Origin of the sequence: Nostoc sp. (genome assembly GCF_036917755.1) — a bacterium.
GTDB lineage: Bacteria > Cyanobacteriota > Cyanobacteriia > Cyanobacteriales > Nostocaceae > Nostoc.
On the sequence record NZ_JBALFC010000094.1, the window covers coordinates 25,669 to 49,508 of the forward strand.

19 protein-coding genes and 1 pseudogene are annotated in these 23,840 nt (G+C 40.7%); 14 read left to right on the forward strand and 6 right to left on the reverse strand.

The annotated features are described in order from the left end of the window. Positions 1-468: 468 nt before the first annotated feature. From V7L05_RS20290 to V7L05_RS20330, 9 genes are all read left to right on the forward strand, one after another. Positions 469-2,664: a GumC family protein gene (locus V7L05_RS20290; protein ID WP_335166620.1), complete on the forward strand. Its 2,196-nt coding sequence runs from the start codon at positions 469-471 to the stop codon at positions 2,662-2,664. A 74-nt stretch (positions 2,665-2,738) separates the two neighbouring features. Then, positions 2,739-4,265 (forward strand): lipopolysaccharide biosynthesis protein, encoded by a 1,527-nt coding sequence (locus tag V7L05_RS20295; protein WP_335166622.1) that lies wholly within the window; start codon positions 2,739-2,741, stop codon positions 4,263-4,265. Positions 4,266-4,319: 54 nt separating this feature from the next. Further along, positions 4,320-5,504 carry a hypothetical protein gene (locus tag V7L05_RS20300; protein ID WP_335166623.1) on the forward strand — a complete coding sequence of 395 codons (1,185 nt, stop codon included), beginning with the start codon at positions 4,320-4,322 and terminating at the stop codon, positions 5,502-5,504. A gap of 103 nt (positions 5,505-5,607) precedes the next feature. Then, a complete protein-coding gene (locus tag V7L05_RS20305; protein ID WP_335166625.1) occupies positions 5,608-6,723 on the forward strand; it encodes a glycosyltransferase family 4 protein in 1,116 nt (371 codons plus the stop codon). 16 nt (positions 6,724-6,739) lie between these two features. After that, positions 6,740-7,903: a glycosyltransferase family 4 protein gene (locus V7L05_RS20310; protein WP_335166626.1), complete on the forward strand. Its 1,164-nt coding sequence runs from the start codon at positions 6,740-6,742 to the stop codon at positions 7,901-7,903. Positions 7,904-8,049: 146 nt separating this feature from the next. Beyond that, positions 8,050-8,997, forward strand: coding sequence for a glucosamine inositolphosphorylceramide transferase family protein (locus V7L05_RS20315; RefSeq protein ID WP_335166628.1), 948 nt, complete (start codon positions 8,050-8,052; stop codon positions 8,995-8,997). Between the two features lie 120 nt (positions 8,998-9,117). After that, entirely contained in the window at positions 9,118-9,918 is an 801-nt protein-coding gene (locus V7L05_RS20320; protein ID WP_335166630.1) for a hypothetical protein, read from the forward strand. Positions 9,919-10,166: 248 nt separating this feature from the next. Continuing rightward, entirely contained in the window at positions 10,167-11,282 is a 1,116-nt protein-coding gene (locus V7L05_RS20325) for a glycosyltransferase family 4 protein (RefSeq protein WP_335166631.1), read from the forward strand. Between the two features lie 4 nt (positions 11,283-11,286). Beyond that, positions 11,287-12,270: an NAD-dependent epimerase gene (locus tag V7L05_RS20330; protein WP_335166633.1), complete on the forward strand. Its 984-nt coding sequence runs from the start codon at positions 11,287-11,289 to the stop codon at positions 12,268-12,270. A gap of 16 nt (positions 12,271-12,286) precedes the next feature. Here the strand turns inward: V7L05_RS20330 and V7L05_RS20335 are convergent, their stop codons facing one another. After that, complete coding sequence (locus V7L05_RS20335; protein WP_335166635.1) at positions 12,287-12,937, reverse strand: YdcF family protein; 651 nt, start codon at positions 12,935-12,937, stop codon at positions 12,287-12,289. Between the two features lie 28 nt (positions 12,938-12,965). Then, complete coding sequence (locus V7L05_RS20340) at positions 12,966-13,496, reverse strand: hypothetical protein (RefSeq protein ID WP_335166637.1); 531 nt, start codon at positions 13,494-13,496, stop codon at positions 12,966-12,968. 494 nt (positions 13,497-13,990) lie between these two features. On the opposite strand from V7L05_RS20340, the pseudogene V7L05_RS20345 reads away from it, so the two are divergent. The 5 genes and pseudogenes from V7L05_RS20345 to V7L05_RS20365 form a co-directional block, all read left to right on the forward strand. After that, positions 13,991-17,296 (forward strand): annotated as a pseudogene (locus V7L05_RS20345) (phycobilisome rod-core linker polypeptide); the annotation flags it as partial. Positions 17,297-17,697: 401 nt separating this feature from the next. Beyond that, a complete protein-coding gene (gene apcA, locus V7L05_RS20350) occupies positions 17,698-18,186 on the forward strand; it encodes an allophycocyanin subunit alpha (RefSeq protein WP_292760851.1) in 489 nt (162 codons plus the stop codon). A gap of 65 nt (positions 18,187-18,251) precedes the next feature. Then, positions 18,252-18,740: an allophycocyanin subunit beta gene (apcB, locus tag V7L05_RS20355; RefSeq protein ID WP_334948665.1), complete on the forward strand. Its 489-nt coding sequence runs from the start codon at positions 18,252-18,254 to the stop codon at positions 18,738-18,740. A 223-nt stretch (positions 18,741-18,963) separates the two neighbouring features. Then, positions 18,964-19,170 (forward strand): phycobilisome linker polypeptide, encoded by a 207-nt coding sequence (locus V7L05_RS20360; RefSeq protein WP_334826620.1) that lies wholly within the window; start codon positions 18,964-18,966, stop codon positions 19,168-19,170. Between the two features lie 518 nt (positions 19,171-19,688). Next, positions 19,689-20,891, forward strand: coding sequence for an FtsW/RodA/SpoVE family cell cycle protein (locus V7L05_RS20365; RefSeq protein WP_335166639.1), 1,203 nt, complete (start codon positions 19,689-19,691; stop codon positions 20,889-20,891). 123 nt (positions 20,892-21,014) lie between these two features. On the opposite strand, the gene V7L05_RS20370 is transcribed toward V7L05_RS20365, so the two are convergent. From V7L05_RS20370 to V7L05_RS20385, 4 genes are all read right to left on the reverse strand, one after another. Further along, positions 21,015-21,377 (reverse strand): hypothetical protein, encoded by a 363-nt coding sequence (locus tag V7L05_RS20370; RefSeq protein ID WP_335166641.1) that lies wholly within the window; start codon positions 21,375-21,377, stop codon positions 21,015-21,017. A 408-nt stretch (positions 21,378-21,785) separates the two neighbouring features. After that, positions 21,786-22,787 (reverse strand): glycosyltransferase, encoded by a 1,002-nt coding sequence (locus tag V7L05_RS20375; RefSeq protein ID WP_335166643.1) that lies wholly within the window; start codon positions 22,785-22,787, stop codon positions 21,786-21,788. A 124-nt stretch (positions 22,788-22,911) separates the two neighbouring features. Next, positions 22,912-23,622 (reverse strand): DUF6391 domain-containing protein, encoded by a 711-nt coding sequence (locus tag V7L05_RS20380; protein WP_335166645.1) that lies wholly within the window; start codon positions 23,620-23,622, stop codon positions 22,912-22,914. Next, positions 23,579-23,821: a hypothetical protein gene (locus tag V7L05_RS20385; RefSeq protein WP_335166647.1), complete on the reverse strand. Its 243-nt coding sequence runs from the start codon at positions 23,819-23,821 to the stop codon at positions 23,579-23,581. Before V7L05_RS20385 ends, V7L05_RS20380 begins: the two co-directional genes overlap by 44 nt. Positions 23,822-23,840 lie beyond the last annotated feature (19 nt).

Consider the following 23,840-nt stretch of genomic DNA (forward strand, 5'->3'; position numbering starts at 1 on the left):
TGTAGGCTATATAAACTTTAAATTTAAATCATTACAGTAAATTTACTTTGAAAGTACATATTTACAGAGTGATAAAGTAATAGTAAAAAATTTATTCTATCTGATAAAATGCTGTGAGCAACTTCATATCAAGGATTTTAATTGATAAAATGCTGTTATCAACTTCATGTCAAGGATTGTCATTGGTGAAGGTACAGTAATATTCACATACATTTGGTATTAAAGTAATTTAAAACTTTAATAAAGAATATCAAAAGTCCGTTGACATTTAGATAATATTTCTGGGATAAGTCTAATAAATATGTAACAAAAAAGAAAGTGAACTGGAAAAGTTACAGATAAATCTGGCATTTTTTATATACTTAATTTTGTAAAATATTAAACCTAAGTATGTCCAAATGACTATCTTGGACTACCAAAATTGTTAAGCAAAATTACTAAGTATTTCAGGTATTGGCAATATATTCTATGCCTCCCAACCAAGAAGACCAAAACTCTCTAGATTTGCAACAATACTCGCTGATTCTGAAAAGGCGTTGGCTAGTCATAGCTGCGGTGACTGCCTCTATTTTTGGACTCTCAGCTTTAATTGCCATCAGACAAAAACCAATTTATGAAGCAGAAGGCAAGTTGCTTTTCAGTAAAACTGACCGTGTTTCTTCGCTGACAAGTCCCTCGGCACAAGTTGGAGAGTTAAACGGTGTCACTCAACTAAGCAGCCCATTGGATACAGAAGCAGAGATAATTCGCTCCAATCCAATAGTTAAGAAAACCATTACTAGCCTAAGCCTGACAGATAAGAAAGGAACACCTCTAGAAATAGATGAGTTTCTCAAAAAACTCAAGGCTAAAAGTATCCGAGGTACAGATATTTTGGCGATTTCTTACCGCAGTAGCGATCCAAAAGAAGCCGCAGCTGTTGTGAATTCGGTGATGAAATATTACCTGGCAAATAATATTAGCGTTAATCAAGCCCAGGCAAGGGTTGCAAAGAGATTTTTGAGTAACCAATTGCCTGATGTAGAGGCAAGGGTAGTTAGAGCAGAGACAGCTTTGCGTAAGTTTAAAGAAGAAAACAAGGTAGTTGCCTTAGACCAAGAAGCTACCACAGGTGTGGAAAGGCTCAATGAGTTATCTGGTCAGATAACTCAAGCTCAGTCCAACTTGGTAGATGCCGAGACTCGCTCACAACTTCTGCAACGTCAATTGAAATTGAATTCGCTGCAAGCTGTAGATATGGGCAATTTAAGTCAGTCAAAAGGTGTGCAGGAGGTACTAACAGAATATCAGAAAGTAGAAAACGAGTTAGCGGTGGCACAGACTCGCTATACAAATGAACATCCAGCGATCGTTAATTTGAGGGCAAAAGCAGCAGCTCTCAAAAAACAGTTAGGAATGCGAGTTTCGGAAAACGCGGGCAGCGAAAAATCTGTACCAACGCAAAATTTACAGATGGGGGAACTCAAGCAGACTCTAACTGCTCAGTTGGTGCAGTCGGATGTGGAACGTTCAGCATTAGCCAATCGAATTAAGGTTTTGCAGGATGCATACACAATGTCCCAAAAACGGTTGGGTGTCTTACCCCAATTGCAACAAAACCAACAACAGCTAGAGCGACAGTTGCAAGTAGCACGAGGAACTTATGAAGAACTGCTGAAGCGATCGCAAGAAGTGGATGTCGCTGTCAATCAAAATGTCGGTAATGCACAGGTGGTATCTATGGCTTTAGTTCCCAACAAAGCAGCTAACAAAATTAAACTCTACCTCCCGCTAGGTGGATTTTTGGGAATTTTGCTAGGCGTGGCGATAGCTTTAATGTTGGAAGCTATGGATCGATCTCTGAAAACTATTGAGCAAGCTCAACAGCTATTTGATTATCCCTTGCTCGGTACAATTCCTCACTTAGGTCAAAAATCTAAAGGTGGTGAGGCAGAGTCTTTATTAGAACTGTCAATGAGAGACAATCCTTACTCGGCAGGAAATTCAGCGTTTGAGATGCTTCAGACCAACTTGGATTTTACCGTTTTTGATAAACCGCTAAAAGTAATTGCTGTGGTTAGTTCAAGTCCAGGTGAAGGTAGGTCATTTGTGGCATCTAACCTGGCAGTAGCTAAAGCACATATGGGACGCAAAGTGCTGTTGGTAGATGCGGATATGCGTCACTCCTGCCAACAACAAATCTGGAAATTACCTAACTTGCTAGGACTGAGTAATGTTTTAGTCAGTCAAGCAGAGTTTTCCCGCACTACCCAAGAAGTATTGGTTAACTTAGATGTGCTAACTGTTGGCACAATTCCACCTAATCCGGCAGCACTACTAGACTCGCAGCGCATGTCTTTATTAATCGAAGAGGCAGCCAAAGATTATGATTGTGTCATTATTGATACTCCTGCCTTGAGTCTGTTTGGTGATGGACTAATGTTAGGCAAGATGGCAGATGGGATATTGCTGGTTGTACGTCCTGGAGTGCTTGACTCTGCTGTTGCTAAGAGTACGAAGATGATGCTTGAGCAAGCGCGATCGCCCGTTTTAGGAATGGTGGTGAATGGAGTTACTGCTGATAGTGGTTATATGTACTACAGCAAGAAGGTGTATTACGACAAAAATAGTAGCGATCAAAATAGCAAGGATAAAATGAAGTTCCCTAATATAGAATTTTCCTAACCCTTTAGTACGAGTTTTAAGCAATTTATTCTGTATTTTGAGAGAAAGTAATTTATCTAACGAAAATATTTTTAGTGAAAAATAGCTTCCTAAAGAATGGTTTCTACAATACAGTGGGGGGAGTAGTCCGAATCGGACTAGCTGTACTCACAATTCCCATACTAATTCGGATGCTGGGAATTGAGGAATATGGGTTGTGGATACTGGCTTATGCGGTAGTGCAAGTGGTTAATTTAGCCGAGGCAGGTCTTTCTGTCGCAACTACAGTATTTGTTTCACAGGACATAGAAAAAGAAGATGCCGATGATTTATCCAATTCTCTTTCAGAGACATTAACTGTAACTTTTGGGGGGATGCTGATATTTGCAACCCTTGCCGCTATTGCTCTATTATTTGGTGCTGAAGCAATTGTTAGTTTATTTCCTAAATTAGGGCAAGTCCAACAACTAACAATTCAACATGCTTTACAGATTGGTGGGTTAGTAGTGTGGGCAAGATTGCTTCAAAGGGTTTTGATTGGTGTGGAACAAGCCTATCAACGTTATGATTTGACAAATTTATTCAATACAATTGAATCGCTATTGCTTTCTTTTGGAATGTTAATAGTGACTTGGCTAGGAGGACGGACAATCGCCCTTATGCAGTGGCAAGCTGTAGCAGCTATAGCAATTTTATTGAGTCATGTCTGGGTGTTCCGAACTTTAACCCATAACATAAAACTGCACGTAAACTGGAACCAAAAAAGAGGATTAGCAATAGCTCGATATAGTCTGATGACTTGGCTAACCTCGTTGGGGGGAATGATTTTTGCCAGAGGCGATCGCCTAATTGTAGGAGCTTTATTAGGTTCTGAAGTATTGGGAGTTTATGCAACAATTACCGATCTGACAACGGTGATTAATCGATTATCAGATTTACCTGTGCAGCCTTTACTTCCTGCTCTCACCAAGATAATAACAATACTAGATAAAGATAAAAATAAGCTGCAACAACAGATTAAGCAAGCAGTTGAAATTAATACACTAGTTGCATTAGGTCTAGGAACTGTATTTTTTACCCTAGCACCGTTTCTGATGCATGTAATGCTTGGAGATGTAGTAAAGAGTGAATATATTTTGGCATTCCGAATTGAGATTCTCATTGAGGCACTCTATTCGTTGTATGCAGTAGGATATTACGTTTTGTTCAGTGTGAATGCAGTTGTAGAGAATTTCGTAATTCACTTATTCAGCAGTCTACTTTCTATTCTGTTAATTTTTATTTTTTCAAATAGGTTTGGATTAATAGGGGCGGTTCTAGGTAATGCCGGGTTTATGTGTGTTTTATCAATTATCTTTTTGGGAATGAAGTATCTCAATATAAATCCAAATACTTGGTTAAGATGGTATAGTTTTCCATTGTTTTCTTTTATTGTTTTTGCTATTGTTGGATTTCTTGTTAAGGATAGTTTGGAGTGTATTTTTTGCTTAGGCATTGTACAAGTTATCATGTTGATTAAGTGGTTTTTTGATTCTCAATCAAAAGAAGATAATGCTATAAGTAAATATTTTAATTATAAAAAAATAGGAACCCTATTTTTTTATAAAAACAAAAAATACTAGATTTTTTTCCTTTCATATATAATCTATTAAATTTTGGAGAGTTAATTAACTGAGATGTTATACAAACTTGCAGTTAATTGGATGATAATCGCATTTCTTGTTCGCATGGTTGCGTGTTTAGCTGTACATATTTACTCACTAGAAGCTGGTTTTGAAGGTTTTTATCCTTTAGCCTCTGGAAATGATGACGATTTATACTGGAAGCTTGCTGATGAAATTTTGAGTGGCTCAATTCCTGAGTATATACCCAACTCCTACCCTTTTTTTCTCGTGGCTCTCTTTAGCATCACTGGGCAGAACTTACTTATAGGAAAAATACTAAGTGTTTTTGCTGGTTCACTGACGGTATATGTCGGCGTAATTTTAGCACACGAGCTATCTTCCGGTATTAATCTCCCTCAGCAAGACCGAAACTATGCTGCTAACTTCACAGGAATACTGCTTACTCTCTACCCTTCTGCACTCTGGTACTCTACACAACTAGTTAGAGATTTACTACTCGTTTTTTTCGCAATTCTGAATATTTACTTATCCATAATTATTTTGAAAAGAGGAAAGCAAAGCCTTTGGATTTGGTGGGGTACTTGGATTTGGTGGGGTATAACGTTGTTCATAGTCTATTCCTTGCGTAATTACGCAGGAGTTGGACTATTGATGGGTTTTTTTGCATACTTAATATTTATTTGGAAGGTAAAAATTCAACGTAAATTATTTGTCTTAGCATTAGTTCTAATTCCTTGTGCCTTAGTTCCTTACTTTTTAGGTCAAGGAATATTTGGTTTTGAGCACATACTCCCTACCTTGAACACTGAAGAAATTGCTAGGCAGAGAGAACATGCCTATTCAACAGGTGGTAGTTCAACTGGTATATCTATCGACTACAGCAATCCGGTTAATTTTATTTTTACCTATGGACAAAGCTATATCACTGCAATGTTAGGACCTTTGCCTTGGCAAGTTAGGTCTGTAGTTACACTTATTACTCTACCTGAAGTAATAGGTATGTGGATTTTATATTTTCAATTGTGGCAATCATGGTCTAGCAGAACAATAAAAAATAAGAATAATGAAGAGATACTTCTTTTGATATCTTGTCTGATACAAGTTGGAATTTTCGCTCTATTTAGTGACAATATCGGTGCGAATACTCGTCTTCGTCTACTTCCATGGATAAGTTTTTTTATATATGCATCTATTCACTTTGCGAAGAAACGGGCATCTATAAGAAATTTATCGTAGAATTCAGAAAACTAATAAAATCTACTGGATATGCGATAGAAGAATAATTTTGTTCAATTTTCTCAAACTTATAACAGACTTAATGACACATTAGTAATAAACTATGAAAATTCTACACGTTATTAACTCCTTTGAAGGCGGCGGAGCAGAGAAACTCACTCTTCAGATACATCAAATGTGTCTTCAGCAAGGTATTGATAGTCATGCTCTTAGTTTAATGCAATCCTCGGCTGATAGTCTACCAAATGCTTATTCTCTTGGCTTTGATAGTCCTTACCAATTATCAGTCCCATTCAAACTATATTCATTCTTATCTCAACCGCAGTGGAAGGATTTAAATGTTATTCATGTTCATCTATTTCCTTCACAATTTTTTACTCCCATAATTAGTAGGTATTTAAACTTAAAAGCTTGTTTGATAACTACTGAACATAGTACGTTTAACTGGAGACGAAATAAATTTTATGGTAAATTAATTGATAACTTCTGCTATAATTTTTATCAGAAAATCATTTGTGTTTGCTCTGCTGCTGCTGAGGCTCTACTTCATTCACAACCTCAATTAATGAAAAAAATAACCATTATACATAATGGTATTGATATTCAAGAATTCTTGCCTCATTCTACACTTCAGCCCAAAGGTAATATCCCTATAATCATATCGATTGGGCGTTTAATCGAGCTAAAAAACTACGCAACTGCTATCCGAGCCTTGAGCAAAATTTCCGAGCAGGCTTTTGAGTATTGGATTTTGGGTTCTGGTATTTTAGAAGAACAGTTGAGAGAACTGGTTGATTCTCTAAACCTCGAATCTAAGGTTAAATTTTTAGGTTTCCGCAACGATGTTCCTGATTTACTTCACCAAGCTGATATTTTTCTTCTACCTTCATTATGGGAAGGATTTAGTCTAGCTTTGCTTGAGGCAATGGCAGCAGAACTGCCCGTAATTGTCAGCAATGTCCCCGGAGTTAGAGAGGCAGTAACTGAAAAATCAACTGAAATATCTGAAGTTGGTTTTCTTGTTGACCCTCTGTCTGAAGATGATATTGCTAAAAAATTGAGCAAGTTACTCGCAGACCAAAATCTACGTTTAACGATGGGCAAAAATGCTCAACTTCGAGCACATAGATTTGATATTAAGCAAACAGTCAAACAATATATAGATTTGTACAAAAAAATGTCAGTTAATGACCTTTCCACTTTTACACAAACTAAATAAGCTGGAATTGCAGTGTATGAAATATTCAAAAAAATATGTTATACTTTACATCATCACAAAGTCTGAACTTGGTGGCGCTCAGAAAAATATTTACGATTTGATCGCAAATATTCATAAAAATTATGAATTTAATTTGGCAACCAGTAGATTCGGTTTTCTAACAGAAGTTGTTAGCAGTTTAGACGTTTCTGTATATTTAATTTCAAATTTGAATCGTGATATTAAATTATCAAGTGATTTTCTAGCTATCAAAGAATGTATTTCATTAATCAAAAAAATTAAACCAGATATCATCCATGCACACAGTAGTAAAGCTGGCGTGATAGCACGTATCGCTGGATGGATTTGCAAAATACCTGTTGTATTCACCGCTCACGGTTGGGGATTTACTCCCGGAAGCCCAAAACTTCGTGGATTCGTTGCATTGATATCTGAAAAACTATTAACACTTTTAACAGCAAAACTGATCTGCGTATCTGAGAGCGATCGCCAACTAGCTCTAAGTCTTGGAGTTGGTAATCAAAATTTACTCCGTACTATTCACAATGGCATTGCTAACATTCCTGTGCCTATTGCTAATCCTTCACAACAGCCACCTCAACTGATTATGGTGGCACGTTTTAATGAACAAAAAGATCACAGTACATTACTCCAAGCGATCGCTCAATTGTCTAACCACCCTATCCATCTTTCTTTGGTTGGTAGTGGTTCATCTCTGGAATTATGCAAAGATTTAGCACATTCTCTTGGAATTGCAGAAAGGGTTTCTTTTTTAGGCGATCGCACAGATGTACCCAATTTATTAGCCCAATCTCAAATCTTTATTCTCACTACCCATTATGAAGGTTTGCCTATCAGTATTCTAGAAGCTATGCGTGCTGGTCTACCTGTTGTGGCAACTAGCGTCAATGGTATTCCTGAAGAAGTTGAGCATGGCAAAACAGGCTTACTAGTACCGCGTAAAGATGTACAAGGACTGGCTAACGCATTGCAAACTCTTATTCAGTCTCCTGACTTTCGTCAGCAAATGGGTGAAGCTGGTAGACAAAAATTTGAGCAAGAATTTACAGTTGAGCGAATGATAAATGAGACTAAAGCAGTATACGAGGAAATATTTAAACAAAAAGCAAAGGAAATATTTAAACAAAAAGCAAAGAAATTATTACAATCTTTTCCCTAGAGGTAAAAACGTAATTTTTTTTTGGGGATTGCTTCCTTCGTGAGTCATATTTACTATTTTTCATGCTAATCACTTTCTCTATTTGTCCAATGGCAATAAGTTTAAGATCGTCAAAAATCTCCTGTTATTCACAGCGTAATTTACAGATGAAGTTATTGAAAAAGAGCATAAAAGAATTGCACTATACATTAGTTAATAGTCTGCCTATTCCCATAGTAAATAAACTGCCATTAGGGGCATTAAATAAGAGGGGCAGGTGGTCTATCGGCATTTATTCTGGCGAATCTCCTTTTGATTTAGCCAGTTCTAAGGGCGCGAAAAATCCCGTACTGACTCGTCGAGATGTATCAGATATCAGAGCCGAATGTGTTGCAGACCCCTTTATGATTAAAGTTGGGCTAACCTGGTTCATGTTTTTTGAGGTTTTGAATCAAAGTACACGTCGAGGAGAAATTGCATTTGCAACTAGTGAGGATGGAATAGATTGGAAGTATCAACAGATTGTAATTGCCGAACCATTTCACTTATCTTATCCCTACGTTTTTGAATGGAGAAATGAATATTACTTGATTCCCGAAAGTCACCAAGCAAACTCAATCCGACTTTATAAGGCATCAAATTTTCCCACAGAATGGAGTTTTGTTGGCAATCTCCTTAATGATGGATTCTTTGTAGATTCCTCTATTTTCCGTTACGCTGACAAATGGTGGATGTTTACTGAAACTAACTCTGATCACAAACATGACACCCTGCGTCTTTACTATGCAGAAGATTTGGTCGGTTCTTGGTTGGAACACCCAAAGAGTCCAATTGTCAGCAACAATGCACACATAGCTAGACCATCTGGTAGAGTTTTGCTGATGAATGATAAAATTTTTCGTTTTACCCAAGACTGTCAGCCAACTTATGGTACTCAAGTAAGAGCATTTGAGATTACCGAGTTAACGACTACAAATTATCAAGAACGAGAAATTGAACAAAGTTTAGTGTTGAAACCGAGTGGTTCTGGTTGGAATAGCGGTGGTATGCACCACATCGATCCTCATTTCATCCATGACGGAAAATGGATTGCTTGTGTAGATGGTCGGGGTTAAATCTGGTACTAATATGCTTATGCTTTTTAACAGGTTCATCTTCAGGTGATTTGAGTTCAAAACTGTTACTGCAAAATACAGCTTCAATCAGTTTAATCAATGATATAGGAGAAATAAAAGATGGTTATTGTCACAAAGAAACTGATTTTTTCAGTAGGTGAAGTCTGGTTTGATGAAGAACCGGGCAAACTACATGATGTAGATGCACTCCATTATATGCAACGGACGCACTCAATTGAGGGTGTTCAGTCTGATGAATTTCACACAATACTGATAGACCTAACTAAAAGTCATGATGAACTCTACGAAAGTATAGGTAAGAATGACAAATATAAGATTAGGCGAGCAGAGCAAAAAGACGATATTGTTTATGAATATTGGCAACAACCTGACTCTGATATTCTCAATATTTTTTCTGATTTCTATGATTTATTTGCTTTACAAAAATGTTTATCAAAGATGAATAGAAGTCAGCTAAAAAAACGCGCAGAAGCTGGATTTATCGATATTTCATGTGTTAAGTTTAAAGATGATACTCCTCTGGTTTGGCATGTTTACTATCGTAGTCAAAATAGAGTGCGTTTGTTGTATTCTGCGTCTCTCAAAAAAAATGACGATACTTCTTATCAGTCAATTTTAGGAAGGGCAAATCGTTACCATCACTGGCAGGATATAGTGAGATTCAAAAATTCAGGAATTGGGATTTATGATTGGGGAGGTTGGTATGCTGGTAATACAGATGAGGAGAAACTAGGCATTAACAAGTTTAAAGAGAAATTTGGTGGAGAAATCGTCAAAACTTTTAACTGTTATCGTGGCATCACTATAAAGGGTAAGTTTTATTTAAAATTATTGAAGATATTTAAGGGACTACCATTTTTATTTAAAGCTACCCTGCAACGCAGATTATCTGGGCTGTAGTGGCTTGTCCAATAAATGTTTTCTCACCTGGAATGGTACGAATACTCATCCTGAACTTTTGCCTACTGGTTTGCAAAAGAACGAATGAATTCGTATTCCTGAACCATTTATAGGATCGGAACTTCAAACAATCAGCCTATTAGAAGTAAATGGGCAGAACATCTATCGCTAAGTTGTAGGCAATACCATCTTTGGACTCTCCTTATGTTTAAACTATGAAAGTTCTACACTTAATTACTAGTATCACTATGGGGGGGGCACAAGACAATACGCTCCTAACTCTAGAGAAACATAATTCCTCATATTTTGAAGTTCACCTCGCCTCTAATCCCAATGGTTTCTGGCAAGAACGGGCACAAAAAGCAGCAGATGTTTTTCACCCCCTTCCTAATCTTGTTAATCCGCTCAGTCCCTTACAAGATATTGCGACGCTAATCGAAGTTGTAAGGTTACTTCGACAAGAAAAATTCGACCTCCTCCATACCCACAGTTCCAAAGCAGGAATCTTGGGGCGTTGGGCTGGCAAAATAGTAGGAATTCCTGTTGTACATACTATTCATGGCTTTCCATTTCATGATTTTATGCCTAAATGGAAACGCCAATTCTATATCAATATAGAACGCAGCGTTCGTCCTTTTACAGATTTTTTTATCACTGTTAGCGAACTCAACCGTCAAGAAGCTGCAAAGCTTAACATTCTCAGCTTAGACAATTCACAAACAGTATACAGTGGCATCGACTTTGCCAAATTAGATCGTCCCTCTAATCTCCAACATACTCGACATACCCTGAAAATTCCTGAAGGTTGGCAAACAATTTCCATAGTAGGTCGCTTAGACGAACAAAAAGCTCCTTACTTTCTTATAGATGCCTTTGCCAAAGTTCTAGAAAATTATCCCAACACTCTGTTACTGTTAGTTGGCGATGGCAACCTCCTTAATAGTCTAAAAAGTCAAGTTCAACAGCTTGGTATAGAAGATAAAGTAAGATTCCTCGGTTCACGAGAAGATGTTCCTGAAATTCTGAAAGTTTCCGATATTTTTGCCCTATCCTCTCTATGGGAAGGCTTAGGACGCGCCATGACTGAAGCTATGCTGGTCGGAAAGCCCGTTGTTGTTCCTAACATCTATGGCATTCCCGAAATTGTACATCACAATGAAACAGGCTTTCTATTTCCTGCAAAGAAAATAGAACTGCTAGCTCAACATTTAAACTACTTATTGCAACATCCAGAAGAAAGAGAAAGACTGGGGAACAATGCCCGTAAACTTACACGGCAACTATTTGATGCTAACTTAATGGTGCAACAAATCGAAGGAATCTATGATCGCGTACTAGCAGACAAAGTTAAGAAAAAAAGATAAGACTATGAGTTCTATTCTAGTTACAGGTGTAGCAGGCTTCATTGGTTTTTACCTCTGTCAAAAACTGCTATCTCAAGGCGATACAGTTGTCGGCTTAGATAATTTAAACGACTATTACGATGTTAAACTAAAATGCGATCGCCTTCAACAACTACAAGAAAATAAGAACTTTAGATTCTATAAATTAGACTTAGCAGATCGAGAAAGTATAGCAAAATTATTTAGAGATCATCAGTTTGATATTGTAGTCAACCTAGCTGCTCAAGCAGGCGTGCGCTACTCCATCAAAAATCCCCATGCTTACACAGACAGCAATTTAGGCGGTTTCATTAATATTCTGGAAGGTTGCCGTCATTCCCAAGTCAAACATCTAGTATTTGCTTCTTCAAGTTCTGTATACGGAGCCAATACCAAGATCCCCTTTTCTGTAAACGACAATGTTGATCGCCCCATCAGCCTTTATGCCGCCACAAAAAAAGCTAATGAACTGATGGCATACACCTACAGTCATCTGTATTGCCTTCCAGCTACAGGACTACGCTTTTTTACGGTATATGGGCCTTGGGGTCGTCCTGATATGGCTTACTATTCCTTTACAAAATCCATCTTGGCAGGTGAACCAATTAACGTATTCAATTATGGCAAGATGCAACGAGACTTTACTTACATCGACGATATTATTGAAGGTGTGGTGAGAGTTATTGATAAAATCCCTACACCAGATTTAGATGGGAGGATTCCTCCTTACAAAATCTATAACATCGGCAACAATCAACCCGTAGAACTACTACACTTTATTGAAGTGCTAGAAAGTCATTTGGGTAAAAAAGCACAGAAAAACTTTTTGCCAATGCAGCCGGGTGACGTTCCAATCACATATGCCGATGTTGATGATCTCGTTCGAGATGTCGGGTTCAGACCGAGTACACCAATTGAAGTAGGATTAGATAAATTTACATCGTGGTTCAAATCTTACTATGGTATTTAGTGCTTAGTAGACAAAATCATAGTTTTTCAAGACGCGGATTAAAACTAGCTCCCGTCCTCCCAGTCACAACCCACAGAATTGATCGCCCACAATCTCGCAACACCCGCATCAAGGTTTCTGACTTGTCTCCTAGCGAAGGAACCTCCACAGGTGTAACTGCAACCCCGTGACTACCGAGAACGATCGCGGCGATCGCTCTTGCCCTCTTCATGTGATAATCGGATGTAATTAGATAAATATGCTGTAACTTCTGCCTGACAAAATCTTTTATCAAAGTCGTAAAATTAGTCACAGTATCCGTTGCTCTACCATCTAAGTGTAACCGCTGATTCGGAACGTCAAACTGTTGGAAAATACGGCGATTAACATCCAGATTCCTAGCATAATCGGAAACCCAAATATCTACATTAGTATGCGATCGCCAAAATCGGGCAGCAAACTCCATTCTTTCGGAAGCACCCCCTAAGACTAAAATAGCCTGGGGTATTGGGGCTTGATGAAGTGCAACAGCTATTCTTACAGGAATAATACTAGCGAAGAAAAAGGCGATCGCCAAAACGATCATTACTAATATTTTTTGGGTATTGAAACTCAAAAGTATGCTGCTACTGCTAGCTACTACGAAACCAGGAATCAAGCCGAGAAATTTACGTCGCCCCTTCAGCATAAAATGTCAAATTTCAAAACAGGGTTAATTAAATGTCACACTGATTGGTTTGGCAATATTTGGCATTATCTATAAATCCCTGCAACTTATTCAAAGGAATTATCTGCAATGATGACCCACCCTGTACCTCAGCAGCGATGTAAGCCAACTTTTGCCCGCGATAAAACTGGTCACGTCCAACTTTGGTGACATATCGAGACTTCTGGAAGTCATTGGCAATATTAAAATTATAAATATTTTGTAACAATTTCACTGCTTTAGCATTTTTTGTGGTGAATTTCAGGCTTGAGTCACCACTCACAGTTATTCCTTCTTTAGTCACTATCCCATTTTCAGAAGTGACATCAGCATAAAAGTATAATTTTCCCTTTGTACCCTCGTAGCCGTGGGCTTCGCTGTTGTATCTCAGAGTTGGTAGTTGAGGTCTGGTCTTTGCCCATTTAACAACGGTATTGATGTTTTGTTCTGGAAGCGCATTTGCCGGAGTGACAGCCAAGATAATTGCGCTCGCAGACAGGGTAACATTGAATAAATAGTTAAATTTAGAACTTTTGAGCATAGTATTTTCCTGTTAAAGAATGCTAATAGCTAAAGCTAAAACCACCATAATTTGAGAATTATTTCCCGGATGGCGTTATTTATTAACATAAAGCTAGTAGTAGCAAAAATAACTTAATATCCCCTAATGACTACTATCCACTGACGTTGCTAAAGTCAGTTTGGTTTCAACAGAGATTTTGCACCAGTTGCAATAATCGTCTGGTGTCCACTGTCTACCGAAAAGTAGTTACAAAACTTATATTTTGTCTCAGCCAAACAATAGTACCCATTCTTAAGACTGGATACATTCAAGATCGAGGTTCTACACACTTCTTAATAAACCAGCCTTGAGAACGCAAAACGTTCTAATCTAAAAGCTAACTGGGTTAATTTACTGGCAGTTTTGCAGGCAATACTCTCAAGCTCATAAAGCATAGACACACCGATGTGTCAAGCCTCAAAACGATCCAGACTTAACACATAAACGCTTATGATGGGAGTTTTACAAATCCGATGAGTGTTAAGGCGAGTGGTGGAAGCTCAGTTGCGCGTCCGCAACTATATCAAACCCTAGCAGTAGCTACAATTACCCAAGCGGAGCAGCAAGACCGTTTCTTGGGAAGTGGTGAATTAAATGAACTGGCAAGCTATTTTGCATCTGGTGCAAAGCGTCTAGAAATTTCCCAGACGCTCACGGAAAATGCCGAGATTATCGTATCTCGGGCTGCCAACCGGATTTTTGTCGGTGGTTCGCCAATGGCTTTTTTAGAAAAGCCTAGAGAAGCAGAACTAGTAACTGCTGGTGGTGGTGCTAATGTTCAACAAGGGATGCAACTGGGAACCGTAACCTACGTTGAAAGTCGTGGTGGGTTCCTCGAAAATTTACGCTCAATCTTTAACTCATCCCCCAGTGGCCCAACACCCGCAGGTTTCAGACCAATTAACATTGCTCGTTATGGTCCGAGCAACATGGCCAAGAGCTTGCGGGATTTATCCTGGTTCTTGCGCTACGCTACTTATGCGATCGTTGCTGGCGACCCCAACATCATAGCGGTGAATACACGGGGTTTGCGGGAAATAATTGAAAATGCCTGCTCTGGTGAAGCAACGCTGGTAGCTTTGCAGGAAATCAAAGCCGGGTCACTTTCTTTTTTCCGCAACGATGCTGAGGCTACAGAGATTGTGTCTCAGTACATGGATGTTTTGTTAACAGAATTCAAAGCAGCCACACCTTCAAATAAACTGCGCCAACGCCCCTCTAGCGACCAGCAAGGGTTGCAACTGCCCCAAATTTACTTTAATGCGGCAGAACGGCGTCCCAAGTTTGTGATGAAGACTGGGTTATCAGCTAGCGAAAAAAATGAGGTAATCAAAGCTGCATATCGGCAAATCTTTGAGCGCGACATTACCCGTGCTTATAGCTTGTCCATATCTGACCTAGAATCCAAGGTGAAGAATGGCGACATCTCTGTGAAAGAGTTTGTCCGTCGTCTAACTAAATCTCCCCTTTACCAAAAACAGTTTTACCAGCCTTTTATTAACAGCCGAGTCATCGAACTAGCTTTCCGTCACATTTTGGGACGGGGACCAAGTAGCCGCGAAGAAGTACAAAAATACTTTTCGATTATTTCTAAGGGTGGTCTAGCAGCCTTGGTAGATGCCTTAGTAGATTCTGCTGAATACGGCGACTATTTTGGTGAAGAAACGGTACCCTACCTCCGGGGTCTGGGTCAAGAAGCACAAGAATGTCGCAACTGGGGACCGCAGCAAGACCTGTTTAACTACAGTGCGCCTTTCCGCAAGATACCTCAGTTCATCACTACATTTGCCGCTTACGAGCAACCCCTACCAGATCAGCATCCTTACGGTTCTGGTAATGACCCCTTGGAAATTCAGTTTGGGGCGATTTTCCCGAAAGAAACTCGCAACCCCAGCACCAGTCCAGCTCCTTTTGGTAAGGATACCAAACGCATCCTGATTCACCAAGGGGCAGGGATTAATAACCAAAATAGTAATCCCAAGGCGCGGGGTGAAGCTCCTGGTACTCTTGGTCCGAAGGTGTTCAAGTTAGATCAACTGCCTGGTACTATTGGTAAAAAGGCTGCCAAAGGTTCTAGCGTCAGATACTCCGAAAGCTCCACCCAAGCAGTGATTAGAGCTGCTTACCTGCAAGTTTTCGGTCGCGATGTCTACGAAGGTCAGCGCCAGAAGGTATTGGAAATCAAGCTGGAAAACGGCAACATCTCCGTGCGGGAGTTTATCCGTGGTTTGGCTAAGTCGGATGTATTCCGCAATCTCTACTGGACATCGCTATATGTTTGTAAAGCGATCGAGTATATTCACCGCCGCTTGTTGGGTCGTCCAACCTATGGTCGTCAAGAAATCAACAAGTATTTCGACATCGCCGCTAAACAGGGCTTTTACGCGGTAGTTGATGCGATTATTAACAGCGTAGAATACAACGAAGCATTTGGTGAAGATACAATTCCTTACGAACGGTATCTGACTCCTGGTGGTGTATCAGGGCGACAATTGCGCGTTGGTAGCATTCGTGATGATGTTGCCGCGAAAGTCCAGAAGGAAGTAACGCCGAGCTTTGTGACACTGGGTACAGTCACAGAAAATCGGTCAGAACCAGATATTCAGTTCCGCATTAACCAAGGTGTCAGCAAGCAACGAGAACAAACCAAAATCTTCAAGTTGGTGGCGAATACTAGTGACAAAGTTGCAGTAAAAACTTTGATTAGCGCTGCCTATCGTCAGATTTTTGAGCGGGATATTGCACCCTACATCGCTAAAAACGAATTTACTAAATGGGAAAGTAAGCTGGGGAATGGCGAAATTAGTGTGAAGGAATTTATTGAAGGTTTGGGTTACTCTAACCTCTACCTGAAAGAGTTCTACACACCTTACCCCAACACCAAAGTAATTGAGTTGGGAACCAAACACTTCCTCGGACGTGCGCCACTAGACCAAGCAGAAATCCGCAAGTATAACCAGATTTTGGCTACTCAAGGTATTCGTGCCTTTATTGGTGCCCTGGTAGATAGTGTGGAATATAACCAAGTGTTTGGTGAAGATACGGTGCCTTACCGTCGTTTCCCGACCCTACCTGCGGCAAACTTCCCGAATACGGAGAAGCTGTACAACCAGCTAACCAAGCAAAACGATGACGTAGTTGTGCCGAGCTTTAAGCCAGTGCAAGCCCGCGTCGGAGCTAGTAACGATACACCGCTCGTGGTACAGGCGATCGCAGATATTGCAGCGCAAACAAATGGTATAAACCAGAACAAGCCCTCCTTTGCGGAACTGGGTCGTTCCTACAACGATGGTAGCGGACAATCCGTGGAACTAGATGTGCGTAAAAATGCACGCATTTACCGTTTAACGGAAAGCACCAACCAAGCCGAAAAACAACAGGCAATCAACGCCATTTATCGGCAAGTGTTGGATGTATTTAGCGGTGAAGTGCCTGATAGTTTCCGCCGTACTGACCTAGACGGCAAACTCCAGAATGGTGAAATTTCCGTCCGGGAGTTTGTGCGTGAACTAGCCAGTTCCCAAATCTATCGCCAGCGCTTCTTGTCACCTTATCCTCATGCCAAGGTGATTGAGTTCCTCTTCCGCCACCTGTTGGGGCGTACACCCGCAACTCAGGAAGAAATTAGCCAGTATAACAAGCTGCTAGCCGATAGCGGTTTGTCATCTGCTGTAGAAGCAATAGTCGAAAGCCCAGAATATAGCTGCTACTTCGGTGAAGATGTTGTGCCTTACAACCGCTTCCCATCTCTGCCAGTAGGTAACTACCTCGGCAGCGTAGCGGTTGAGTAGGGAGTAGGGAGTAGAGAGTGGGGAGTGGGGAGTTAATGCCCCATGCCCCATCCCCCATGCCCCATCCCCCATGCCCAATGCCCCTTCGTAACCTTTCGTAATAACGCTCTCAGATTGCAGTTAAACGGTAAATTCTGAAAAGCAATATTACAAAGTGTTAAGAGCAGTCATAAATGCTCAACAGAATGCCGGAAAATGTTTTGCGGAAGGTAACTGAGTTTAAAAGCTTGTGAACTTATGTTGACTCAAGCAAACTCGTAATTTATCAGCCGTAGCAGTTATCAAACTGTTGTGTCTAAAAGAACGAGAAAACAAACTCAGTAAACCAAATTTCAAGTCGCGCCAGTTTAATCAAATCCTGGTTTCATTCGTATTGGAGGAATCCATTAATGAGTATTGTCACGAAAGCTATCGTGAATGCTGATGCAGAAGCCCGCTATCTCAGCCCTGGTGAGTTAGATCGGATCAAATCCTTCGTTGCAAGTGGTGAGCGCCGTGTGCGGATTGCTCAAATTTTGTCAGAAAATCGTGAACGGCTTGTTAAGCAAGCTGGCGATCAACTGTTCCAAAAGCGTCCTGATGTTGTGTCTCCTGGTGGGAACGCTTACGGTCAAGAATTGACCGCTACTTGTCTGCGTGACCTCGATTACTACCTCCGCCTCGTTACCTACGGTATCGTTGCTGGTGATGTTACCCCCATCGAAGAAATTGGTGTTATCGGTGCCCGTGAACTGTACAAGTCCTTGGGAACTCCTATCGATGGTGTTGCTGAAGGTATCCGTGGGCTGAAGAATGTCTCTGCTAGCCTGCTATCTGGTGATGACGCTAGTGAAGCTGGTAGCTACTTCGACTACCTAGTTGGCGCTCTTCTAGGATAGGGTAAAGCTGTTTACCTACTGAAACAGAAGTATTGCAATACGGTTGGAAATAAGGAATTAACAACATGGCTCAAGACGCAATTACCGCTGTCATTAACTCCGCAGACGTTCAAGGTAAATACCTTGACAGCGCTGCTTTAGAAAAGCTAAAAGTTTACTTCTCCACAGGCGAACTACGGGTACGTGCTGCTAGCACCATCAGCGCTAACGCTGCTGCGATCGTCAAAGAAGCTGTAGCAAAATCTTTGCTGTACTCTGACATCACCCGTCCCGGTGGCAATATGTACACCACCCGCCGCTATGCTGCTTGCATCCGTGATTTAGACTACTACCTCCGCTACGCTACCTACGCTTTGTTGGCTGGAGATCCTTCCATCCTAGATGAGCGTGTGCTAAATGGCTTGAAGGAAACCTACAACTCTTTAGGCGTTCCCGTCGGTGCTACCGTGCAAGCTATCCAAGCAATCAAGGAAGTAGCCGCCAGCTTGGTAGGTTCTGATGCTGGTAAGGAAGTCGGTGTTTACTTAGACTATATCTCTTCTGGCTTAAGCTAAGAGGTAGTTTGCGCTTAAGAATTTAGGTGCGGCTTTATTAAGGTCTGGAAATCAACCGTGAGTGCTAGAACGTTATATTGCTTATCTTGGTAAATTATCATTGATGAGTGTTGGTGGTCTAGTATTGATGTTTGATTTCCAGCCTTTGAATGATTAAAAGATTTGCACTCAAGATTTTGAGATAAAAAAAGTTTTCACAAAGTATACAGGAGATTTTCAGAATATGTCCCGTTTGTTTAAAATTACTGCTCTAGTTCCCAGCCAAACCCGAATTCGTACCCAACGCGAACTGCAAAATACTTACTTCACTAAGCTAGTTCCCTATGAGAACTGGTTCCGCGAACAGCAACGCATTCAAAAAGCAGGCGGCAAAATCATCAAGGTGCAGCTGGTAACTGGTAAGCAAGGTGCTAATACTGGCTTGTCGTAATTCTGTAAATACAACATTATTTTAGGGAATTGGTAAGAGGTCAGCAAAGACCTCTTTTTTGTTGAGAATTGATACTACAAAAAATCTGGTAATTAAGTATTTAATAAATAACACCGTGATTCCTCTCAGCGCAACTCTGACAGATGAGTTGGCTAGGCATCCAACCGCATGGTTTACGTTCTCCACACTCGTTGCAAATTCGGAAGTATTGCTCATATTTTCGAGCGATCGCTGTTAAAGGATCTTTGCAAAGTAGAAAATACTACTTTATGAACCCTGAGTAGCGATACCTTTTCTACGAGACGCACTCGCATTCGGTGGGGCGATGCCTTCTCTAGGAGACGCACTCGCATTCGGCGGGCATGGCCAACGCAATTTTTCAGAAATATTGATCGAGCGGTGTATTGAAGTTGAAAACCCTAAGATTTATAGTTGCAAAGCCTACTTATGAGTTATAAGTTATGATTTATGAGTTTTATTTCTAACTCCTAATTCCTAACTTTTTACCTGTACTGATCGTGAATCTACGCCGCCTGATTCCAATTTTTGATATTTCCGTCTCCAACTGGGCATTAGAAGCGCGGTTGTTGCGCTGGTTAACATTGATTTGGCTGTTCGCTGGCTTGATCATGCTATTTTCAGCATCCTATCCCGTCGCTGACGCCCGTCAACATGATGGGTTGTACTACTTTAAGCGTCAACTGCTTTGGGTCTTAGTTTCCTTAATCGGATTCAATATTATTGTTAATTTACCGTTGCAGAAAATTTTGGGACTATCCCATTGGTTTTTGTTGCTGTTTTTGGCGTTAATTTTTGTCACACTGATCCCAGGATTCGGAAAAAAGGCTTTTGACGCAGCGCGTTGGATTGCGATCGGGCCAATTCCGATTCAACCTTCAGAATTAATTAAACCCTTTTTGGTGCTGCAAAGTGCGCGGCTTTTTGGTCAGTGGGAACGAATCAGTTGGCGGGTTCGCTTGTCTTGGTTGGGTATTTTCGGTCTGGTACTTTTAGGAATTCTTGCCCAGCCTAACTTGAGTACAACAGCACTTTGCGGCATGACTATCTGGCTAATTGCTCTCGCTGCTGGCTTACCTTACAAGTATCTGGGAGGAACAGCAATTGGTGGAGTGATGTTGGCCATACTCAGTATTAGTATTAAAGAGTATCAGCGTAAACGGGTGATGTCATTCCTGAATCCGTGGGCGGATGCTACAGGAGATGGCTACCAGTTAGTGCAAAGTCTACTAGCCGTGGGTTCTGGTAGAACTTGGGGAGCTGGATATGGGCTTTCTCAACAAAAGCTGTTTTATTTACCAATTCAGGACACCGATTTTATTTTTGCCGTGTTCGCTGAAGAGTTTGGCTTTGTTGGCAGTATGGTGTTGTTGGCACTTTTAGCTACATTCGCTACTCTCGGATTAATCGTGGCGCTGAAGGCTAAAAATATAGTACATCGATTGGTAGCGATCGGTGTGACGATTTTGATGGTAGGACAATCATTGCTCCACATCGGTGTTGCTACAGGTTCTCTACCGACTACTGGCTTACCTTTGCCCATGTTTAGTTATGGTGGTAATTCGATGATTGCCAGCTTAATAGCTACTGGGTTGCTGATTCGGGTAGCACGCGAAAGTAGTGAAGCTGAGGTAGTACCGTTGCGAAAACCTCTGTTTGAAAATGGGCGCAGACGCCGAGCTTTTCAGAAAAATCGGAATTGAGTTAGTACACTCAAGCGATCGCACTTCCTGAAAAACTTATCAGAAAAATCGGAATTGAGTTAGTAGACTCAAGCGATCGCACTTCCTCAAAAATTCAGTTGGGTGGGCAAGATGCCATTGGTGTCAAGTTAAAGCCTCAGCCCAGATGTAAAGCGACCTTGAGGCATTGCGCCGATGTCGTTGAGGAATGGCATTGACCAAGCCCATAGAACGCTGATGTTCAACCAACCAAGGGATAAGTTGTAATTGTGAATTGTGCGTAGGCGTAGCCCGCCTTCGGCATCGTGCGCGATGGAAAAAATACAAGCGGCGGGCTACGCCTACGCGCAAACTACGCTCTTTGTCTTTTACCCCTTTGAGATTGGCAAATGTCCCTGGAGTTAGCAGTTCTAGCAACCGTGATTCTATCTCTTGACTTGTTGGGGCTGGGCAAGTTACCTGATGTCGAAAGTCTGGATTTCCTTGTTTTTTCCGTAGCTTACTCATGGCTATTCTCAACACCCTTATGTTGAGTTTAACTACTGAGCTTTAGCCACTTGACAAGTTTCTATTTTTCTTAACTTGACACCAATGGCATCTTGCCCGCCTTTGGTTACTGGGCGGGCAAGATGCCATTGGTGTCAAGTTAAGCTCAAACTGACTATGTCAATAAGCATTTATGCTGAAAAATTCGGTTTGAAAGGGACAAAAAACGAACTTTTTCAGGGACTATTAATGCTTTGTTTATTAGCATCACTCCCAGCTTGCGTATAAAAGGCAGAAAAAAGTTCACCTTTATACTTCGTTTCTCACAAAACCTATCGTTGACAAATGGGTTTTAACCTTAAGTTGACACTAATGGCTTTCCGGCCCACCCCACAATAAATAATTGAATATATTTTTATTTGGAAGTCTCTATTTCAAGTGAAAGTATTTCTTCCCCAACTTATCGTATATCCTCTGTGCAAATAACTTTAACATACGTATTCTTGTCAAACTCTTAATATTAGAAGGCTGCTGGATTTTGTGGTCAAAAAACTCATTTAACTCATCCAGAATAACTTGGAAACGAGTAATAATATTTTCAGTCCGATGCTCAACCAAAAAATCTTCAGACAAGCTAAACTCTACTGAAGAATTAAGTACTTTCAGAATACGTTGGGCATCATATTCTTGGGAATATCCAGCAATTTTATAGCAATTAAATCCCGGATCTAAGTAATCTGCCAGTCCACCGTTGACACTAGAAAATACTTGACAACCACAGGCAAGGGCTTCCATTGGTTGCAGACCAAATCCTTCACTAACACCCTGTTGTGCCCAGTACTCAGCCGAATCATAGAGGTAAACCTTAGCTCGGTTGAATAGTCCAGGTAAATCCTCTATATAGGAGTCAACAACCAATACTTTACAATGTTTTTGCAACGCTGGAATTAATTCTTTAATTAAATACTCAGAAGACTTACGAGCCTGAACTAAAACATCAATATCCCGTTCCAGACCTAAATTTTGAAACTCATCAGAAATTTGATTGGGCAAATAATAAATGAGAGAATTGGGTGATTTCTCTCCCCAGTATCCCATTGTATAGCGGCTAACAGTGATGATCGGAATACTCGCTCTTAGTCTAAATGGATAACCTGCACTATGGGCATGGTAAACGACATTGTATTGCTTAAGTTTAGCCACGAGTTGAGCTATATCAAATCCCCAACTGATGACAAAAATTACATCATTTAAATCTTTCTCTTTTAGCAAATCATCAATAAAAAGCTTACCTTTTTCCCGTTGACGGTAAGTTACAACATCAGCACTACAGAAATGCTGAACCAGATTAAGTGCTTTTAATTCTGCCCAAAGACCACCACAGGCAAATTTGCCATCTGTACCAGGTAGTAAAAAGTAAAGTTTTCTCATAATTTTTTTAGGGGAGTGGGGGGATAAGAGAGCAGGGGGAGATGAGGTAGATAGGGAAGACTATGGAGAAAATTTTTTCTTGTCCCCCTCATCCCCCTTATCTCCCTCATCTCCCTCATGCTTCTCATCCCCCGAAGTCTCTCCAGCCCACTTTCACAAAATGTGCCTCACGCCCCCAAACGTCGCGTGTACGGGTAATATTTTCAATTGTTAGGTTAAAAGGAATGGCAGTTGTTAAGTAACGCTGTGCCATAGAACCTAAATCAGGTGCGAGTTCAGCAGCTGTCGTCGCAGCTAACCCTAAACCTATAAGTTGCTCGATTGGTCGAAATGGTAACAACAGATGCACACCCACAGCTAGTCCAGCTGTTAAGAGCATTGCTACTGATAAATTTGTGCCGCAACGGGGATGTACAGCCAAATCCCATTCTCCACTGGTGAGGCGATGTCGAGCAAGTGTGACCGCACGCCGCAAATCACTAATATTCACCTCACCATAGAGGTAGAATCCCTGCTCAGTAGACAAACCGCCTAATAGTTCGTTATCTCGTTGAACGTTAGTGGGTTCTCCTTTGGCAGGATAGGCACTTTTTGATTCGCTAAGAACCCAAACAGTAGCATGTTCTAAAGCGTGAACCTGCCGCAGCATCAAAATTTCTTTCAACCCTGGAATAAACGATAGCTGTCTGAGTAAGTCGGCATCTTGTGTGGGTTGCGGAAAGTCTGAAAATCGGTCTTCAAGACTCGGAACTTTCTCAGATACAGGTATCGTAAGATCAAACTTAAAAAATTCAAAGGGAGACGAGCCACCCTGAAAAGAAGCAGAAGTATTCATTGGAACACTGCTCTCCAAGCTGATGAGTAACATATATTTCTTTCAAATGTAACGCTTGCACCACTAAATTGTTACTAATTTTTGTGGATGATTGTTTAGTTGGGGCGTGGGGCATTGGGCATGGGGCATTGGGCATTGGGCATTGGGCATTGGGCATTGGGCATTGGGCATTGGGCATTGGGCATTGGGCATTGGGCATTGGGCATTGGGCATTGGGC